The sequence below is a fragment of the Litorivivens lipolytica genome, from assembly GCF_014191715.1.
Lineage (GTDB): Bacteria > Pseudomonadota > Gammaproteobacteria > Pseudomonadales > Spongiibacteraceae > Litorivivens > Litorivivens lipolytica.
The window spans coordinates 235,137-250,418 of the sequence record NZ_JACHWY010000003.1 but is presented as its reverse complement, the minus strand read 5'-3'; the positions used below and the strand labels follow the sequence as shown (position 1 = coordinate 250,418).

The 15,282-nt window shown below is 58.2% G+C and carries 18 protein-coding genes; 10 read left to right on the top strand and 8 right to left on the bottom strand.

Features of this window, described 5'->3' with window-relative positions; genetic code table 11:
• Positions 1–84: 84 nt before the first annotated feature.
• Positions 85–1,221, bottom strand: a complete 1,137-nt coding sequence (locus tag FHR99_RS13355; protein WP_183411204.1) for a peptidoglycan DD-metalloendopeptidase family protein — start codon at positions 1,219–1,221, stop codon at positions 85–87.
• A gap of 4 nt (positions 1,222–1,225) precedes the next feature.
• A complete protein-coding gene (gene gpmI, locus FHR99_RS13350) occupies positions 1,226–2,767 on the bottom strand; it encodes a 2,3-bisphosphoglycerate-independent phosphoglycerate mutase (RefSeq protein WP_183411203.1) in 1,542 nt (513 codons plus the stop codon).
• Positions 2,768–2,907: 140 nt separating this feature from the next.
• On the opposite strand from gpmI, the gene FHR99_RS13345 reads away from it, so the two are divergent.
• Genes FHR99_RS13345 through secB form a run of 3 tightly spaced genes read left to right on the top strand, consistent with a single transcriptional unit; the run spans position 2,908 to position 4,087 of the window.
• Entirely contained in the window at positions 2,908–3,324 is a 417-nt protein-coding gene (locus FHR99_RS13345; protein WP_183411202.1) for a rhodanese-like domain-containing protein, read from the top strand.
• Between the two features lie 7 nt (positions 3,325–3,331).
• Positions 3,332–3,589 carry a glutaredoxin 3 gene (gene grxC, locus FHR99_RS13340; RefSeq protein WP_183411201.1) on the top strand — a complete coding sequence of 86 codons (258 nt, stop codon included), beginning with the start codon at positions 3,332–3,334 and terminating at the stop codon, positions 3,587–3,589.
• Positions 3,590–3,619: 30 nt separating this feature from the next.
• Positions 3,620–4,087 carry a protein-export chaperone SecB gene (secB, locus tag FHR99_RS13335; protein ID WP_183411200.1) on the top strand — a complete coding sequence of 156 codons (468 nt, stop codon included), beginning with the start codon at positions 3,620–3,622 and terminating at the stop codon, positions 4,085–4,087.
• A gap of 113 nt (positions 4,088–4,200) precedes the next feature.
• Here the strand turns inward: secB and trmL are convergent, their stop codons facing one another.
• Positions 4,201–4,665, bottom strand: a complete 465-nt coding sequence (gene trmL, locus FHR99_RS13330) for a tRNA (uridine(34)/cytosine(34)/5-carboxymethylaminomethyluridine(34)-2'-O)-methyltransferase TrmL (protein WP_183411199.1) — start codon at positions 4,663–4,665, stop codon at positions 4,201–4,203.
• On the bottom strand, positions 4,665–5,357 hold the full coding sequence (locus FHR99_RS13325) for a YggS family pyridoxal phosphate-dependent enzyme (protein ID WP_183411198.1): 693 nt from the start codon (positions 5,355–5,357) through the stop codon (positions 4,665–4,667). The genes trmL and FHR99_RS13325 overlap by 1 nt, the downstream gene beginning before the upstream one ends.
• A 113-nt stretch (positions 5,358–5,470) precedes the next feature.
• On the opposite strand from FHR99_RS13325, the gene FHR99_RS13320 reads away from it, so the two are divergent.
• Both FHR99_RS13320 and FHR99_RS13315 read left to right on the top strand, forming a co-directional pair.
• A complete protein-coding gene (locus tag FHR99_RS13320) occupies positions 5,471–6,505 on the top strand; it encodes a type IV pilus twitching motility protein PilT (protein ID WP_183411197.1) in 1,035 nt (344 codons plus the stop codon).
• A 35-nt stretch (positions 6,506–6,540) separates the two neighbouring features.
• Positions 6,541–7,683 (top strand): PilT/PilU family type 4a pilus ATPase, encoded by a 1,143-nt coding sequence (locus FHR99_RS13315; protein WP_183411637.1) that lies wholly within the window; start codon positions 6,541–6,543, stop codon positions 7,681–7,683.
• 11 nt (positions 7,684–7,694) lie between these two features.
• On the opposite strand, the gene ruvX is transcribed toward FHR99_RS13315, so the two are convergent.
• The 4 genes from ruvX to gshB all read right to left on the bottom strand — a co-directional run bounded on the left by ruvX (position 7,695) and on the right by gshB (position 10,589).
• The gene (gene ruvX / locus FHR99_RS13310) at positions 7,695–8,117 is read right to left on the bottom strand and encodes a Holliday junction resolvase RuvX (RefSeq protein WP_183411196.1); all 423 of its coding nucleotides are present in this window, start codon (positions 8,115–8,117) and stop codon (positions 7,695–7,697) included.
• Positions 8,114–8,683 (bottom strand): YqgE/AlgH family protein, encoded by a 570-nt coding sequence (locus FHR99_RS13305; protein ID WP_183411195.1) that lies wholly within the window; start codon positions 8,681–8,683, stop codon positions 8,114–8,116. Before FHR99_RS13305 ends, ruvX begins: the two co-directional genes overlap by 4 nt.
• Before the next feature lie 70 nt (positions 8,684–8,753).
• On the bottom strand, positions 8,754–9,614 hold the full coding sequence (locus FHR99_RS13300; protein WP_343067585.1) for an energy transducer TonB: 861 nt from the start codon (positions 9,612–9,614) through the stop codon (positions 8,754–8,756).
• An 18-nt stretch (positions 9,615–9,632) separates the two neighbouring features.
• On the bottom strand, positions 9,633–10,589 hold the full coding sequence (gshB, locus tag FHR99_RS13295) for a glutathione synthase (protein WP_183411193.1): 957 nt from the start codon (positions 10,587–10,589) through the stop codon (positions 9,633–9,635).
• 310 nt (positions 10,590–10,899) lie between these two features.
• On the opposite strand from gshB, the gene pilG reads away from it, so the two are divergent.
• The 5 genes from pilG (at position 10,900) to FHR99_RS13270 (ending at position 15,272) form a co-directional block, all read left to right on the top strand.
• Complete coding sequence (gene pilG, locus FHR99_RS13290) at positions 10,900–11,286, top strand: twitching motility response regulator PilG (protein WP_183411192.1); 387 nt, start codon at positions 10,900–10,902, stop codon at positions 11,284–11,286.
• 30 nt (positions 11,287–11,316) lie between these two features.
• Entirely contained in the window at positions 11,317–11,682 is a 366-nt protein-coding gene (pilH, locus tag FHR99_RS13285; protein WP_183411191.1) for a twitching motility response regulator PilH, read from the top strand.
• A 16-nt stretch (positions 11,683–11,698) separates the two neighbouring features.
• The gene (locus tag FHR99_RS13280) at positions 11,699–12,241 is read left to right on the top strand and encodes a chemotaxis protein CheW (RefSeq protein ID WP_183411190.1); all 543 of its coding nucleotides are present in this window, start codon (positions 11,699–11,701) and stop codon (positions 12,239–12,241) included.
• A 65-nt stretch (positions 12,242–12,306) separates the two neighbouring features.
• Positions 12,307–14,385 (top strand): methyl-accepting chemotaxis protein, encoded by a 2,079-nt coding sequence (locus FHR99_RS13275; RefSeq protein ID WP_183411189.1) that lies wholly within the window; start codon positions 12,307–12,309, stop codon positions 14,383–14,385.
• A 20-nt stretch (positions 14,386–14,405) separates the two neighbouring features.
• On the top strand, positions 14,406–15,272 hold the full coding sequence (locus FHR99_RS13270; RefSeq protein ID WP_183411188.1) for a CheR family methyltransferase: 867 nt from the start codon (positions 14,406–14,408) through the stop codon (positions 15,270–15,272).
• Positions 15,273–15,282 lie beyond the last annotated feature (10 nt).

The window sequence follows — 15,282 nt, the reverse complement described above, 5'->3', positions numbered from 1 at the left end:
GCAGTGTTTCAGGCATTTCCAAACCATTTTACTGGGGTAAGTGTACCTGCTTGCAAGGCTCTACAGTGAAAAGACGAAAGGTTGTCAGCCGCGACACCACTGTGAGGGGTTGGTGGGCCGCCCGTTTTTGCGGATTTCAAAATACAGCGAAGCCTCGCTACGGCCGCCGCTGTTGCCAACGGTAGCAATCGTTTCCCCGGCCTTCACCCAGTCGCCAGTATCGAACAGCAGGGACTCATTGTGACCGTAAAGGCTCATATAGCCACCACCGTGATCGACAATGATCAGCAGGCCGGCGCCGCGCAGCCAGTCGGAAAAGACTACCCGACCGTGGTGGATGGCGCGCACCGGGCTGCCTTTGGTGGAGCCGATAACAACACCGTTCCAGTTCAGGCTGGAACCGTCGCGGCGGCTGCCGAAGCGATGGAGCTGTTTGCCGCTGGCTGGCCAGGCCATTTTGCCTTTGCGGGTGTGAAAGGGACTGTAAGAGTCGGGCAGGCTGATATTGGCGACTTCTTCCTCGATGGCTTGCAGCAGTTTCAACAGATCGTCCTGCTCAGCGCGCATGGCGTTGAGTTTCTGGTCGCGGGTGCTGATCTGGGCGTCAAGGGCGGCGAGGGTAGCGGCGCGTTCGCGCTGCTTTGCCGCCAGCTCATTGCGCTGAGCTGACAATTGCTCTTTGCTGGCTTCGAGTGCTTCGGTTTCTTTCTGGATGGCCGGTTCAATCGCGCTGATTTCTTCGATGGTGCTGCGGTAGGACTCAATCTCTTCGGCGCGGGCGCGATTGAAATAGTCGTAGTAAACCAGTGCGCGACTGAGGGTATCGGGTGACTCCTGATTCAGCAGCATTTTCAGTTTCTTTTCCTGACCGAGCTGGTATGCCGCGAGAATTTGCTGCTCGATCAGTTTTTCCTGCTGCTCGCGCTGGCGGTTGAGGCTGCGCTTGCGAGTGGCGAGCTCATCGAGCTTGCGCTGCTGCCTGTCCAGATCGTTCTGGGTGTTGCGCAGTTGTCGTTGCAGCTCACCGAGTCGCGTTTCAATCGTGCGCAGGGCTTTCTGTTCGCTGCTGCGTTTTTCGCGCTGACTGTTCAGTTCGCGCTGGACGCTGGCAATGCGGCTTTTCAGGTTTTTAAGCTGTTCTCGCTTGTCGGCGTCGGCCAGCGTTGCCGATTGCCCGCCAAAGGCAATCAGCAGTATCAGAACAAGGCGCCGCGCCAGCACCGTTTCAGGCTACTTCAACGAGCGATTGGCCGGTCATCTCCGGAGGCTGATCCAGGCCCATCAGCGCCAGCATGGTAGGCGCAACGTCCGGCAAGCGGCCCGGCTTCAGAGTCAGTTGACGGGGGCCGACATAGATAAAGGGCACCAATTCCGTGGTGTGTTGGGTGTGTGGCTGCTCGGCGTCGTAGTCGAGCATCTGCTCGCAGTTGCCGTGATCGGCGGTGATCAGGCAGTCTCCGCCCACTTCCATCACGGCGTCAGTAACCCGGCGCAGGCTTTCGTCGATGGCCTCGGCCGCCTTGACCGCTGCCTCAAACACGCCCGTATGGCCAACCATATCGCCATTGGCGTAGTTGACGATGATGGCATCGTATTTGCCGCTCTTGATGGCCTCGACCAGTTTGTCGGTGACTTCCGGCGCACTCATCTCTGGCTTCAGATCGTAGGTGGGGACATCCGGCGAAGGTACCAGAATCCGCTCTTCACCCTCGTATAATTCTTCGCGACCGCCACTGAAGAAAAAGGTTACGTGGGCGTACTTTTCGGTTTCTGCAATGCGCAACTGGGTTTTGCCCTGCGCCGCCAGCAGTTCACCAAAGGTGTTGTGCAGATCTTCGTTGGGGAAGGCAATGCTGGTTTCCAGGCTGGAGGCGTATTCGGTAGTGGCGACAAAGTCAGCCAGCTTCGGGGTGGCCTTGCGTGCAAAACCGTCGAACTCGGCATCGGTAAAGGCGCGGGTGATTTCCCGGGCGCGGTCGGCGCGGAAGTTCATGAAGAGGATGCAGTCGCCGTCTTCGATTTTCACCGCGCTCTCACCCTCGGGAATAATCAGGGTGGGTTTGACGAATTCATCGTCTTCATCGCGGTCATAGGCCGCTTTCAGGCCTTCGATTGATGAGGTGGACTGATAGGGGGCTTCGCCCAGCGTCAGCATGTCGTAGGCTGCCTGTACGCGGTCCCAGCGGTTATCGCGATCCATGGCGTAATAACGACCAACCAGACTGGCAATGCGGCCTTGGCCAAGTTCCGCAAACTTTTCGTCCACCCGCTTGAGCGAGGCTTCGGCGCTGCGCGGCGGCGTATCGCGGCCGTCGAGGAAGGCGTGTACATAGACCTTGGTGGCGCCTTGGGCGACCGCCAGTTCAGCGGCGGCCAGAATATGATTCTCATGACTGTGAACCCCCCCCGGCGACAGCAGGCCGAAGATATGTACGGCCTTGTCGTGCTTCACCGCACGCTCAACCGCTTCCACATACACCGCGTTGCGGAAGAAGTCGCCGTCTTCGATGGCTTTGTCGATCTTGGTGATGTTCTGGTACATGATGCGGCCGGCACCGAGGCTCATATGGCCGACTTCGGAGTTGCCCATCTGGCCGTCTGGCAGGCCGACATCCAGACCCGAGCCCGAAATCAAGTTGTGCGGGCGTTCCGCCCACAGTCGATCCCAGGTCGGGGTGTTGGCGTGATAAATGGCATTGTCTTGCGGCGCTTCGCGGTGGCCCCAGCCATCGAGGATGACCAGTACCATGGGTTTTTTCGCAGTCATGTACGTCGGTTTCGTCGCTGTGGTTGCTCGTAGGGGCGCCTATTGTAGCGGCTCCGGCAGGCCGTCGCCACGCGGCTGGGTCACACCGGTGCGGCTCGTGTATAATCGCCGCTTTGCCGAATTTGAGGGTTGTATCGGGCATGGAGTCTTTCATTCTGTTCCTTGGCCAGCAGTGGATGCTGGTTGGCGCGCTACTGGTATGCGTGATGATGCTGGTATTTCACGATTCCAAGCGTGCGGGGGCTGCGCTCAGTCCGCAGGCGGCGGTCAATCTGATCAATCAGGAAGATGCGTTGGTGGTGGATCTGCGCGAGGCCAAGGACTTCAAAGCGGGTCACATCGTGAATGCCGTTAATATTCCCTATAACAGCTTCGACAAACGCAAGACCGAGCTGGAGAAGCATAAAGACAAGCCGCTGATTCTGGTTTGTCGCCTCGGTCAGCACTCCAGTGCCATTGGCAAAAAGCTGGCGGCCGATGGCTTTACCGGGGTGCGCCGCATGAGTGGCGGGATGATGGAATGGCAGGCTCAGCAGCTGCCGGTTGTTAAAGGCTGAAACCAACATGAGTCGTGCGCGTATTTACACTACCCGCTTTTGCCCCTACTGCATTCATGCCAAACAGTTGCTGCAGCAAAAGGGCGCGGACTTTGAGGAAATTCCCGTCGACGGCGATCGCGCCATGCGCGCCAAGTTGGTGGAGATGAGTGGCGGCAGCACCACTGTGCCCCAGATCTGGATTGGCGAAACCTATGTGGGTGGTTGCGATGAACTGGTGGCGCTGGAACGGCGCGGCGAGTTAAACGCACTGCTCGCACAATAAATTTTTAACGCACTAATAACAGGATTTTTCATGGCTGACGTACCACAGACCTTTGCCCTGCAACGCATTTACCTGAAAGACTGCTCGCTGGAGTCTCCAGCCAGCCCAATGATTTTTACCAAGGCCTGGAAGCCCAAGTTCAAGGTGGATCTGAATACCCGCAGTCAGCACATTGCGGAGAAAAGCCACGAGGTTATTCTGACTGTCACTCTGACCGCTGAGCTGGATGATGAGAAGGTGCTGCTGATCGAAGTGCAGCAGGCCGGTCTGTTTGCTATCGAAGGCATTGAAGGTGACACCCTGAAGCAGGTGCTGGGTATTGCTTGCCCGAACCTGCTGTTCCCCTACGCTCGCGAAGCCGTTGACTCGCTGGCACTGAAGGGTGGCTTCCCGGCGGTCGGTCTGCAGCCAGTGAATTTTGAAGCCCTGTTTCGCGAGGCCCAGAAACAGGCTCAGGCGCAAGCCGCTGCGCCGGCAGCTTCTGAAGCCAAGCACTAAGCCCCCCGTCATTGCGAGCCGCAAAGCGGCGAAGCAACCTCCTGATGCTCGCAGCATGATTCGGGAGATTGCTTCCTCGCTACGCTCCTCGCAATGACGTAAGAGTTAGCTATCTAAGTGCCACCCTCAAAGCCCAGCTGGCGCCACGCTTCGTAAATAAAAATACTGACCGCATTCGATAGATTCAGGCTGCGGCTGTCAGTGCGCATCGGCAATCGCAGGATGCACTCTTTGTCCAAGGCGCCTAAAAAGTCGGCGGGTAAGCCACGGCTTTCCGGTCCAAAGACCAGGCAGTCTCCCTTCTGAAAGTTCGCCTCGCTATGCAGGCGCTTACCCTTGGTTGAACAGGCGAACACCCGCTGTGGTTGCTCGCTGTCCAGATAATCCTCCCAGCAGGCATGGGTTTTGACTTGTGCCCACTCGTGATAGTCCAGCCCGGCGCGGCGCAGGCGTTTATCGTCGAGCACAAACCCCAGCGGTTTGATCAAATGCAGGCGCATGCCGGTATTGGCGCAGAGGCGGATAATGTTGCCGGTATTGGGCGGGATTTCCGGTTGATACAGCACAATATCGAGCATCAGTCGCGAGCTCCGAAAATCTCCGTGCCGATACGCACGATGGTGGCGCCTTCGGCGATGGCGGCGGGGAAGTCCCGCGACATGCCCATCGACAGGGTATCCATATACGTGTGCTGTTTGGCGAGCTGCTCGAAACACTGTCGCACCTCGGCAAATACCGCCCGCTGCTCTGCCAGCTCGCTGCGTGCCGCCGGGATGGCCATTAAGCCGCGCAGGCGCAGGTTGGGCAGGCTGGAGACTGCCTCGGCCAGCTCGGCAAGCTGTTCCGGTGCGACCCCCGCCTTTTGCGGTTCGCGATCAATATTCACTTGCAGGCAGATATTGAGCGGCGGCAACTCGGGTGGGCGCTGCTGGCTGAGGCGTTTGGCCAGCTTCAGCCGATCGACCGTATGCACCCAGTCGAAGTGCTCGGCTACCGTGCGGCTTTTGTTGGATTGAATCGGACCGATGCAATGCCAGCAGATCGCTTCGCTGCTCAGCTCTTCCTGCTTGGCCCGGGCTTCCTGGATGTAGTTCTCGCCGATATCGGACAAACCGCCCGCCAGTGCGGCGCGGATGGCGCTGGCGGGGCGCGTCTTGCTCACCGCCATGAGTTTGACAGAGTGTGGGCTGCGTCCGCTTTCTTGGGCGCAGGTGCGGATACGCTCCAACAGCTCTGCTATATTGCCCTTTATGGAGGCTTCGTCGATCATGGGGCTCTATTCTACGAAAAGTCTGTGTGCCAACGTCAGAAGAATAAACAGATTTTTCAGTTAGCTATAACAACGTCGGGCAGTAAAGCCTGCGCATTGCAGTAGGGAAAGTCATGGATATTACAGAATTACTGGCCTTCAGTGCCAAGCAAAACGCGTCGGATCTGCATTTGTCGGCGGGTCTCCCGCCCATGATCCGGGTAGACGGTGATGTGCGCCGAATCAATCTGCCGCCGCTGGAGCACAAGGATGTCCATGGTCTGATCTACGAGATCATGAGTGATAAGCAGCGCCGCGATTTTGAAGAATTTCTGGAAACGGACTTCTCCTTTGAGGTGCCCGGTGTTGCCCGTTTCCGGGTTAACGCCTTTAACCAGAACCGGGGGGCCGGTGCGGTATTCCGGACTATCCCGTCCAAGGTCTTGACCATGGACGAGCTGGGTATGGGCGATGTGTTCAAGAAAATTTCCAATTACCCGCGCGGTATTGTGCTGGTGACCGGGCCGACGGGCTCCGGTAAGTCGACCACACTGGCGGCGATGATGGATTACATCAACGACAATCGCTTTGAGCACATCCTGACCATCGAAGACCCGATCGAATTTGTCCACGAATCCAAAAAATGTCTGGTTAACCAGCGGGAAGTTCACCGGGATACCCACGGTTTTAACGAGGCCTTGCGCTCGGCCCTGCGGGAAGACCCCGACATCATTCTGGTAGGTGAGATGCGGGACCTTGAAACCATTCGCCTCGCGCTGACTGCGGCCGAAACCGGCCACCTGGTTTTCGGTACCTTGCACACCACCTCGGCGGCCAAGACCATCGACCGGGTAGTTGACGTATTCCCCGCCGAAGAGAAAGCTATTGTGCGCTCCATGCTGTCGGAATCCCTGCAGGCGGTTATTTCCCAGACGCTGCTGAAAAAGCAGGGCGGTGGCCGGGTCGCGGCTCACGAGATCATGCTGGGTACGCCGGCGATTCGAAACCTGATCCGCGAGGACAAGGTGGCGCAAATGTACTCTTCCATTCAGACCGGCGGTGACCTCGGCATGCAGACCATGGATCAGTGTCTGGAAGGTCTGGTGCAGCGCAAGGTTGTCACTCGCGAAGCGGCGAAATCGAAAGCCCGCTTCCCGGAAAACTTCTGATCAGCCTCTGAGGATTTGTTGTGGCTATCGATAAGATGCTTAAGATCATGTCCGATAAGGGCGCGTCGGACCTGTTCATAACGGCCGGTGTGCCGCCGTCGATCAAATTGAACGGCAAGATGACCCCGATTTCGACCCAGTCACTGTCGCCGGATCAGTCGCGCGAGCTGGTGCTGGGTATTATGAACGACGCCCAACGGCAGGAATTTGCGCAGAAGCGCGAGTGCAACTTCGCGATCAGCTCGCGCGGAGTGGGTCGTTTCCGGGTCAGCGCCTTTCAGCAGCGCAATTTTGCGGGCATGGTGCTACGGCGCATTGAGACCAATATTCCCGAAGTGGATGATCTGGGCTTGCCGGAGATCATCAAGGATCTGGCCATGACCAAGCGCGGCCTGATTATTTTTGTGGGTGCGACGGGCACGGGTAAGTCCACATCCCTGGCTGCGATGATCGGCCACCGCAATCGCAACTCCAAGGGTCATATCATTTCGATCGAAGACCCGATTGAATTTATCCACAAGCATCAGGGCTGTATCGTGACCCAGCGCGAAGTCGGGATCGATACGGAGTCCTTTGAAGTCGCCCTGAAAAATACCCTGCGTCAGGCGCCAGACGTGATCCTGATCGGCGAGGTGCGAACCCGCGAGACCATGGAACACGCCTTGGCCTTCGCCGAAACCGGCCACCTTTGCCTGTGCACCCTGCACGCCAACAACGCCAACCAGGCGCTGGACCGGATTCAGCACTTCTTCCCGGCGGAACGCCACGGTCAGTTGTGGATGGATCTGTCGCTTAACCTGAAGGCCATGATTGCCCAGCAGTTGATCCCGACCCCGGACGGTGAAGGTCGACGCGCTTGTGTGGAGGTGCTGCTAAATACCCCGCTCGCGTCGGATCTGATCCGCAAGGGTGAGGTGCATGAGCTGAAGAGCCTGATGGCACGCTCCAATGAGCAGGGGATGCAGACCTTTGATCAGGCCCTGTTTGAGCTCTACACCGATGGTCAGATTACCTATGAGGATACGCTGGCCCACGCCGACTCGCCCAATGATCTGCGCCTGATGATCAAGATGGGCGGCGCCGATGCGGAAGAACTCGGCGAGATGTCGAAGAAGCTGTCGATTATGGAAGACGATAGCAGTGACAATAATCGTGGCGGCGGCATGCGCCGCCGCTGATATCGACGGAATCAGGAGTCCTGGCTGCGCAGCCAGGATTCCAGAATGAGCTGCGCGCTGAGGCTGTCGACCCCTTCACGCTTGAACTGCTTGCTGTGGCGGTTTTCCATAATTTCGCCCTTTGCTTCAAATGAGCTGAGGCGTTCATCCCAGTGTTCCACAGGAAGACCGAAACGGCCGTGAATGCGCTTGCCAAACTTGCGGGCGCGGGCGCTGAGTTCTGATTCGCTGTCGTCCATATTCAGCGGCAGGCCCACGATCACGGCGGTGGGTTTCCATTCTTCCAGCAGTTTGCCTAGCTCCTCCCAGTCGGGAATGCCGTCGCGGGCGCGCAGTGCCGGGAGCGCTGTCGCGGTGCCGGTCAGGGTCTGTCCGGCGGCGCAACCTATCCAGCGAGTGCCGTAGTCGAAAGCAATGATAGTTTGTGTTTTCACGCGTGTCCGGTATAGGGGGCCAGTTTGCCGAGATCGATGCCCAGCTTGCTTAGGGCGGCATCAAACTTCTTGTGGTGGGGAACTTCAAACAGCAGGTGCAGGTCGGCGGGCACGGTGAGCCAGACATTTTCTTCCAGTTCTGACTCCAGCTGTCCCGGCGCCCAGCCGGCATAGCCCAGTGCAATCAGTGCGTGGCTGGGGCCGCTGTTATGGGCAATGTCGGTCAGAATGTCGAGGGAGGTGGTGAGTTGGATGTCGCCGCTGACTGCCACCGAATCCTGCCAGCGTCGGCGCCGGTCAAAGCCGTGAAGGACAAAACCGCGTTCGGTGTGCAGTGGCCCGCCGGCGAGCACAGGTTCGTTGTGGGGGTGTGCTTCATTGGCGAGCGAGAGCTGCGCGAGGATTTCCTCTACCCGTACATCCATCGGATGGTTGATGACCAGCCCCATGGCGCCGTCGCTGTCATGTTCGCAGACGTAGGTCACGCTGCCTGCGAAGAAGCCGCCATTTAACTGGGGGGTGGCCAGCAGGAGGTGGTTTTTCAGGCTGTCGGGTGAGTCGCTCATTGTCGGAATTATGGGCGTGTTCCAAGGGAAGGCAAGGCACTTGTTCTCACCCCGGTTCTAACAGGGGGAGTCAGCCTTCCGAGGTCAGTGTGCTCTGCTCAAAGCGCCAGGTGCGAATGATTTCCAGTACGTCCACTTCCCGCTTCAGTTCGGGGGGAAAGGGCGGAAAGGGGGCGGCGAGTCGCACGATGCGCAGGGCAGCATTATCCAGCAGCGGGTGGCCGGATTTTTGCAGGATTTCTACCTCGCGCACGCTGCCGTCCGGCAGCAGTGCCACCATCAGTCGCAGGGAGCCTTCCAGCCCCAGTCGTTTGGCCTGCTCGGGGTAGTTGTTGTTGCCGATGGTTTCGACCTCGGTGCGCCAGTTGTGCAGGTATTCGGCCTCAATGGCGCGCTTGGTGGATGACGAGGTCAGAGTGCGGATGCGCGGCCGTTTGGCGTAGGCCTGGCGCTGCAGATCCAGCTTGGCCTGCAGGCTGGCAATTTCGCGGCTGAGGCGGGTGCTGTCGGCCGGTCCGTCGATAATTTCCGGTACTTGTTCCTTTTCCTTGTCTGCCTGAGCGGTCTGCCGGTCGGCTTTGGCGCTGGTGCTCAGCAATTTCTGGTTGTCCGCGGCCAGTTTGCGCTTGGCCAGCGTCAGGGTTTCCGGATTGGAGTGCAGGGTGTCGCGCATCGGGCGCTGCTTGTCAGTGGTGAGCAGCGCTTTTTCTTCCAGCGTGCCGCTGCCCTGCTGGTCCTGCTGGGCGAGAAAATCGGCGTCGGGGTTGGGGTCGGACTTGTGCTTGGCGAGGGTGATTTCCAGGCGTGGCGCCGAGCGCTGGCGCAGCTCTTCGGTAAAACCCACGCCGAGAATAATGGCGGCGTGAAGGGCCGCAGCCAGACAGAAGAAAAAGCCCAGTTTGTCGTTTGGCTTGGGGGCTGTTGTAGCCACAGCACTCATCTTATGGTTTTAATCCCGCGTCGGTAGTCTGGCTTCAATGGCATCCATCAGCCGGTCGGCTATGCCGGTATTATATGCCCTGTCGATTTCGCGGATACAAGTGGGGCTGGTCACATTTATTTCGGTCAGGTAGTCGCCAATGATATCCAAGCCGACAAAAATCAGCCCCTTTTCCTTCAGTACAGGCGCCACCTGGGCGGCAATCCAACGATCCCGGTCGCTCAGTGGCTGGGCTCGTCCTGTGCCGCCGGCGGCCAGGTTGCCGCGGGTTTCACCCTGGGCGGGGATGCGGGCCAGGCAGTAGTCGACGGGTTCGCCATCGATCAGCAGCACCCGTTTGTCACCGTCGCGGATTTCCGGCAGAAAGCGCTGGGCCATCACCGTTTCTTCGCCGTGGCGGGTCAAGGTTTCGATAATGACACCGAGGTTGGGGTCATTTGGACCCACCCGGAAGATGGAGGCGCCACCCATGCCGTCCAGCGGTTTCAGAATCACGTCGCCGTGTTCGGCATGAAAGGCACGCAGCCGTTTGGCGCTGCGGGTGACCACCTGGGGTGGGATGCACTCGGGGAATTGGGCGGCGAACAGTTTTTCATTGCAGTCGCGCAGGCTCTGAGGGCGATTGACCACCAGGGCGCCTTGTTTTTCCGCCAGTTCCAGAATGTGGGTGCTGTAGAGAAACTCGTTATCGAAGGGTGGGTCCTTGCGCATCAGAATGGCGTCGAGGGAGCCCAGTGGGATTTCCTGCGTGTCGCCCAGCTCATAGTAATGGTCCGGGTTTTCAAAGACTTGCAATTGGCGCGACGATCCGTAGGCTTTGCCGTCCGCCACGTAGAGGGCATCGGGCGTAAAGTAGTGCAGCTGCCAGTTGCGGCGGCTGGCGGCCCACAGCATGGCCAGGGTGGAGTCTTTCTTGTAGTGGATGCGCTCGATGGGGTCCATCACCACGCCAAGGTGTATCGTCATGGTTACTGTCGCCTGCCTTTTTGAGGGGGTCGGAAGCCGGTGGGCTAACTTACGGCCTCGCCGTCGGGCTGGCAAGTCATAATCGCCGTGCGGGGCTGAAACCAGCCTGTAATACGGGCCGGATAAAGTGCTGGCCGGGCTCAAGTTATGGATTAAAGCTGGAATCCGTGTTAAACAGGAACGCTGTTTGGAAAAGCTGTCAGGGCGAATGGTTGGCTGTGACGATATCAGGCCGCAAGTAGATCAGACAGCAACAATAATAAGGCCCACTGCTCGCTGAAGGCATTGGGCGATGAGTCAAGGTGACCCAATGGAAGCAAACTTCGAAAACCTGAAAGTCATGGTGATTGACGACAGTAAGACCATACGTCGCACCGCGGAAACCTTGCTCAGCAAGGTAGGTTGTGCGGTAATTACCGCTACAGACGGATTTGATGCGCTGGCAAAGATTGCCGACTCAAAGCCGGACATCATCTTTGTGGATATCATGATGCCCCGCCTGGACGGCTACCAGACCTGCGCGTTGATCAAAAATAACAGTGAGTTCAAGAAAACTCCGGTGATTATGCTGTCCAGTAAGGATGGTCTGTTTGACAAGGCGAAGGGGCGCATTGTCGGCTCTGATCAGTATCTGACCAAGCCTTTCAGCAAGAACGAGCTGCTGGATGCGATTCAGTCACACGTGGCTGCGGCATAACAATAATAAATCGGTAAATGGAGAAGTAAGATGGCTCGAGTTTTGATCGTCGACGATTCGCCGACGGAAACCTATAAGATTTCCCAAATGCTCAGCAAGCACGGTTATGAAGTTCTCACCGCCGAGTCCGGTGAAAAAGGCATTGAGCTGGCCCGATCTGAAAAACCCGACGTAGTACTGATGGATATTGTCATGCCCGGTATGAATGGCTTTCAGGCTACCCGTCAGCTGACCAACGATGCCGCGACCAGTGCCATTCCCGTTATCATCGTTACCACCAAAGATCAGGAAACCGACCGCCTGTGGGGTAAGCGCCAGGGCGCCAAGGGTTATCTGACCAAGCCGGTGGATGACAGTACACTGGTTAAGACGATCAAGTCAGTGATGACCGCCTGAGCGGCGGAGTTGATTCATGCAGTTGCCTGACGAACCCTTCGATCAGCTGGTCGCACTTGCCAACCGCAGTGTCGCGGTGTCCAGTGGTCTGCCCCAGCAGACAGAGATCGTGCCGGAATGGACCGGTATCTCGTTTGAGCTCGGCGGTGCCCGTCTGGTGGCGCCCATGGGTCAGGTCACCGAAATTCTGACGCTGCCACCCTATACCCGCTTGCCTTCGGTGCAGGACTGGGTGCGCGGCGTCGCCAATGTGCGTGGTCGTCTGTTGCCGCTTATGGATATGGAGGCCTTTCTCGGCGGCAGCCTGGATCGCAGCCGCAAGTCTCACCGGGTGTTGGTGCTGGAAATGGGCGAGCTCTACAGCGGCTTGATCGTCAGTAGTGTGCGCGGCATGGAAACCTTTCCGGTCGACCAATACAGCCCGGAAATGCCTGACGGAATACCCGAAGTACTGCAGCCCTACATCGATGGTTCCTACGTCCAGGAAGATGGGGTGCGCGCGGTATTCAGTCCTGAAAAACTGATTCAGGACGACAAGTTTTATAACGTGGCGGCCTGACGGCCGTTATTGGGGAAACACAAAAGCAACAAAAGCTAGAGTCTATACGGCCTGGAGTCCGGATAATGAAATTGAGTAAAGACAGCGGCATGTCGCGCCTGCGCGGCAATCGCTCCATCGGCGTGTTTGTGGTTCTGATGCTGGTCGGCTTTGTCGGCGCCGGCATCAACGCCTACTTCGTTCTGCGGGATGCCGGTTACGACCAGCGCTACCTGGAACTGGCGGGTGATCTGCGTCTGTATACCCAGCAGATTGAAACCAGTTCGCGTGAGGCCGCTGCCGGTGAAGGTGAAGCCTTTGAGGCTTTGGCGGAAGCCCACGATCGTTTCGAGCAGGCTCAGACCGTGCTGGAGCGCGGCAGCAGTGATTTGCCCTCGCCGCGCGAGTTGCTGAAAAGCGAGCTGGCCGCGGTTGATAGTGTGTGGGAGCGGGTCAGTGAAGCAGCCCAGACCATCATCACCAACAAAGAGCGGATCATCTTCCTGCACGAAGTTGCCTTGACTCTTAACGAGTCGATTCCTGTACTCCAGCAGGAATACAACAACGTCGTGGAAATTCTGCTCGATCGCAACGCGCCGGCCGATCAGGTGGCGGTGGCCCAGCGCCAGTCCTGGCTGGCGGAACGGATCGCCCGAAACGTCGACCGGATGCTTGAGGGTGGACAGGATGCGCCGATCGCAGCCGACCAGTTCAACATCGATGCGAGTACCTTCGGTACGGTTCTGCGCGGCATGATTGAAGGCAACCCGGCGATGCAGGTCAGCCGCGTGCGCGACGCCGAGGCCCAGCAGAGTCTGCAGGAAATCAGCCAGCTGTTTGAATTCGTGGCCAGCTCGGTTGACGATATCTTCCAGGCCTCGCCCAGCCTGCTGGAGGCAACCACCGCAGCTGAATCCATCATTGTTGACGCGCCAAAAGTACAGGACGCGACCAACCAGCTATCCACGGCGATCGACAATCTGGAAAGCAAGCGCCTGCTGTCGACCACCACCATTCTCGGCTTTGTGATTCTGATCCCCATTTCACTGGCCCTGCTCGGTATTCAGTCATTCCGTAACACCCAGAGCCGACTGCAGGAAACGGCACAAACCAACGAGCGAAACCAGAACGCGATCCTGCGACTGCTGGACGAACTGGCTGACCTCGCAGACGGTGACCTGACCACGACGGCAACGGTATCGGAAGACTTTACCGGTGCGATCGCTGACTCTATCAACTACACCATTGACCAGCTGCGGGTGCTGGTTTCGCAGATTAACGATACGGCTCTGCGGGTATCCACCGCGGCCCAGAACTCTCAGCAAACCGCTCTGACGCTGGCCGAGGCCTCCGAGAATCAGGCCCAGGAAATTGCCGGTGCCTCGGCAGCGGTTAACGAGATGGCGGTGACCATCGATCAGGTATCGTCGAACGCCGTTGAATCGGCCGCGGTTGCGAAGCGCTCGGTATCCATCGCGAATACCGGCGCCGAAATGGTACAGAACACGATCAAGGGTATGGATAACATCCGCGAACAGATTCAGGAAACCTCGAAGCGGATCAAACGACTGGGTGAATCGTCGCAGGAGATCGGGGATATCGTATCGTTGATCAACGACATCGCCGACCAGACCAACATCCTCGCACTGAACGCCGCGATCCAGGCCTCTATGGCCGGTGATGCGGGTCGAGGCTTCGCGGTTGTTGCGGACGAGGTACAGCGCCTTGCGGAACGTTCCTCTGGTGCGACCAAGCAGATTGAAGCGCTGGTAAAAACCATCCAGTCGGATACCAACGAAGCGGTTATCTCGATGGAACAAACCACTACGGAAGTGGTGCGTGGTGCCCGTCTGGCCCAGGACGCCGGTGCGGCACTAGAAGAAATCGAGAAGGTATCGCAGGAACTGGCGGAATTGATCCAGAACATCTCGAACGCGGCACGCCAACAGGCGGCGTCGGCGGGCCACATCTCCAACACGATGCACGTTATCCAGGAAATTACCTCGCAGACTTCTGCCGGTACCACGGAAACGGCGCGCTCGATTGGTAACCTGTCCGAGATGACAGACGAACTGCGTCGCTCGGTAGCCGGTTTCAAACTGCCGCAGCAGCATGCTGAGGTTGAAGCCAAAGAAGAGCAGGACGGTATCGCTGAGGAAGCCTGATTTCGACGCAGGCGGGCGTAATGTGGTCGCAGAAAAACATCATGGCTGAGGTAAAGCAGGAGCAGTTGGGGCGTTGGCAGGCCGTGCTGGAAGCGCAGACCGGTATTAACCTGAATCAGCACCAGCACATCCTGAGGAAGGGGCTGAAGCCCTGGTTGCAGGACATGAGCGAGGCCGAGGCGGAAAAGGCATTGGCCTCACTTGAAACGCGACCTTGGCACGGTATGGGCGAGTGGTTGATCGATCATCTAGCCGTCAAGGAAACCCGCTTCTATCGAACGCCGTCTGCCTATCGAATTCTTGCCCGCTATCTGCAAAAGCGGCTGGATGTTGCGCAGAAGGAAGAGCGGAGGCTGGCGCTGGATATGTGGAGCGCGGGCTGCTCGACCGGCGAGGAGGCCTATACCATGGCCATGATCGCCAGTAACTTGATTGAGGGCTCAGGGCAGCAGGCGTATTTTGGCGTGATGGGTAGCGATGTCAGCAGCGCGGCGATTAAGGTTGCGCGCCAGGGCAGTTACCACGTGCGGCGCATTCAAGAGCTGCCGGAAACCCTGCGTCAGCGCTACATGCAATCTGAGCAGGGCTTGAATTACAAGGTGACGCCAGAGCTGGCTTCCCGGGTGTGTTTCATCCAGTCCAACCTGCTGGATCCAAACAGCACCCCGCGCTCGGCCATGGACGTGATTTTTTGCCAGAACGTATTGGTGTATTTCCGGGCCTGGCGTCAGCGCCAGGTTCTCGACAGTCTGGTTAACAGACTGAAGCCGGGGGGCATTCTGTTGATCGGGCCCAGTGAAGGCTCGGGCTGGAAGCACCCCGCGCTGATTCGTAGAGGGGGCGACAATGTACAACTGTTTGAGCGCCGCCGCGACGGCAACGAATAAGATGAGACAA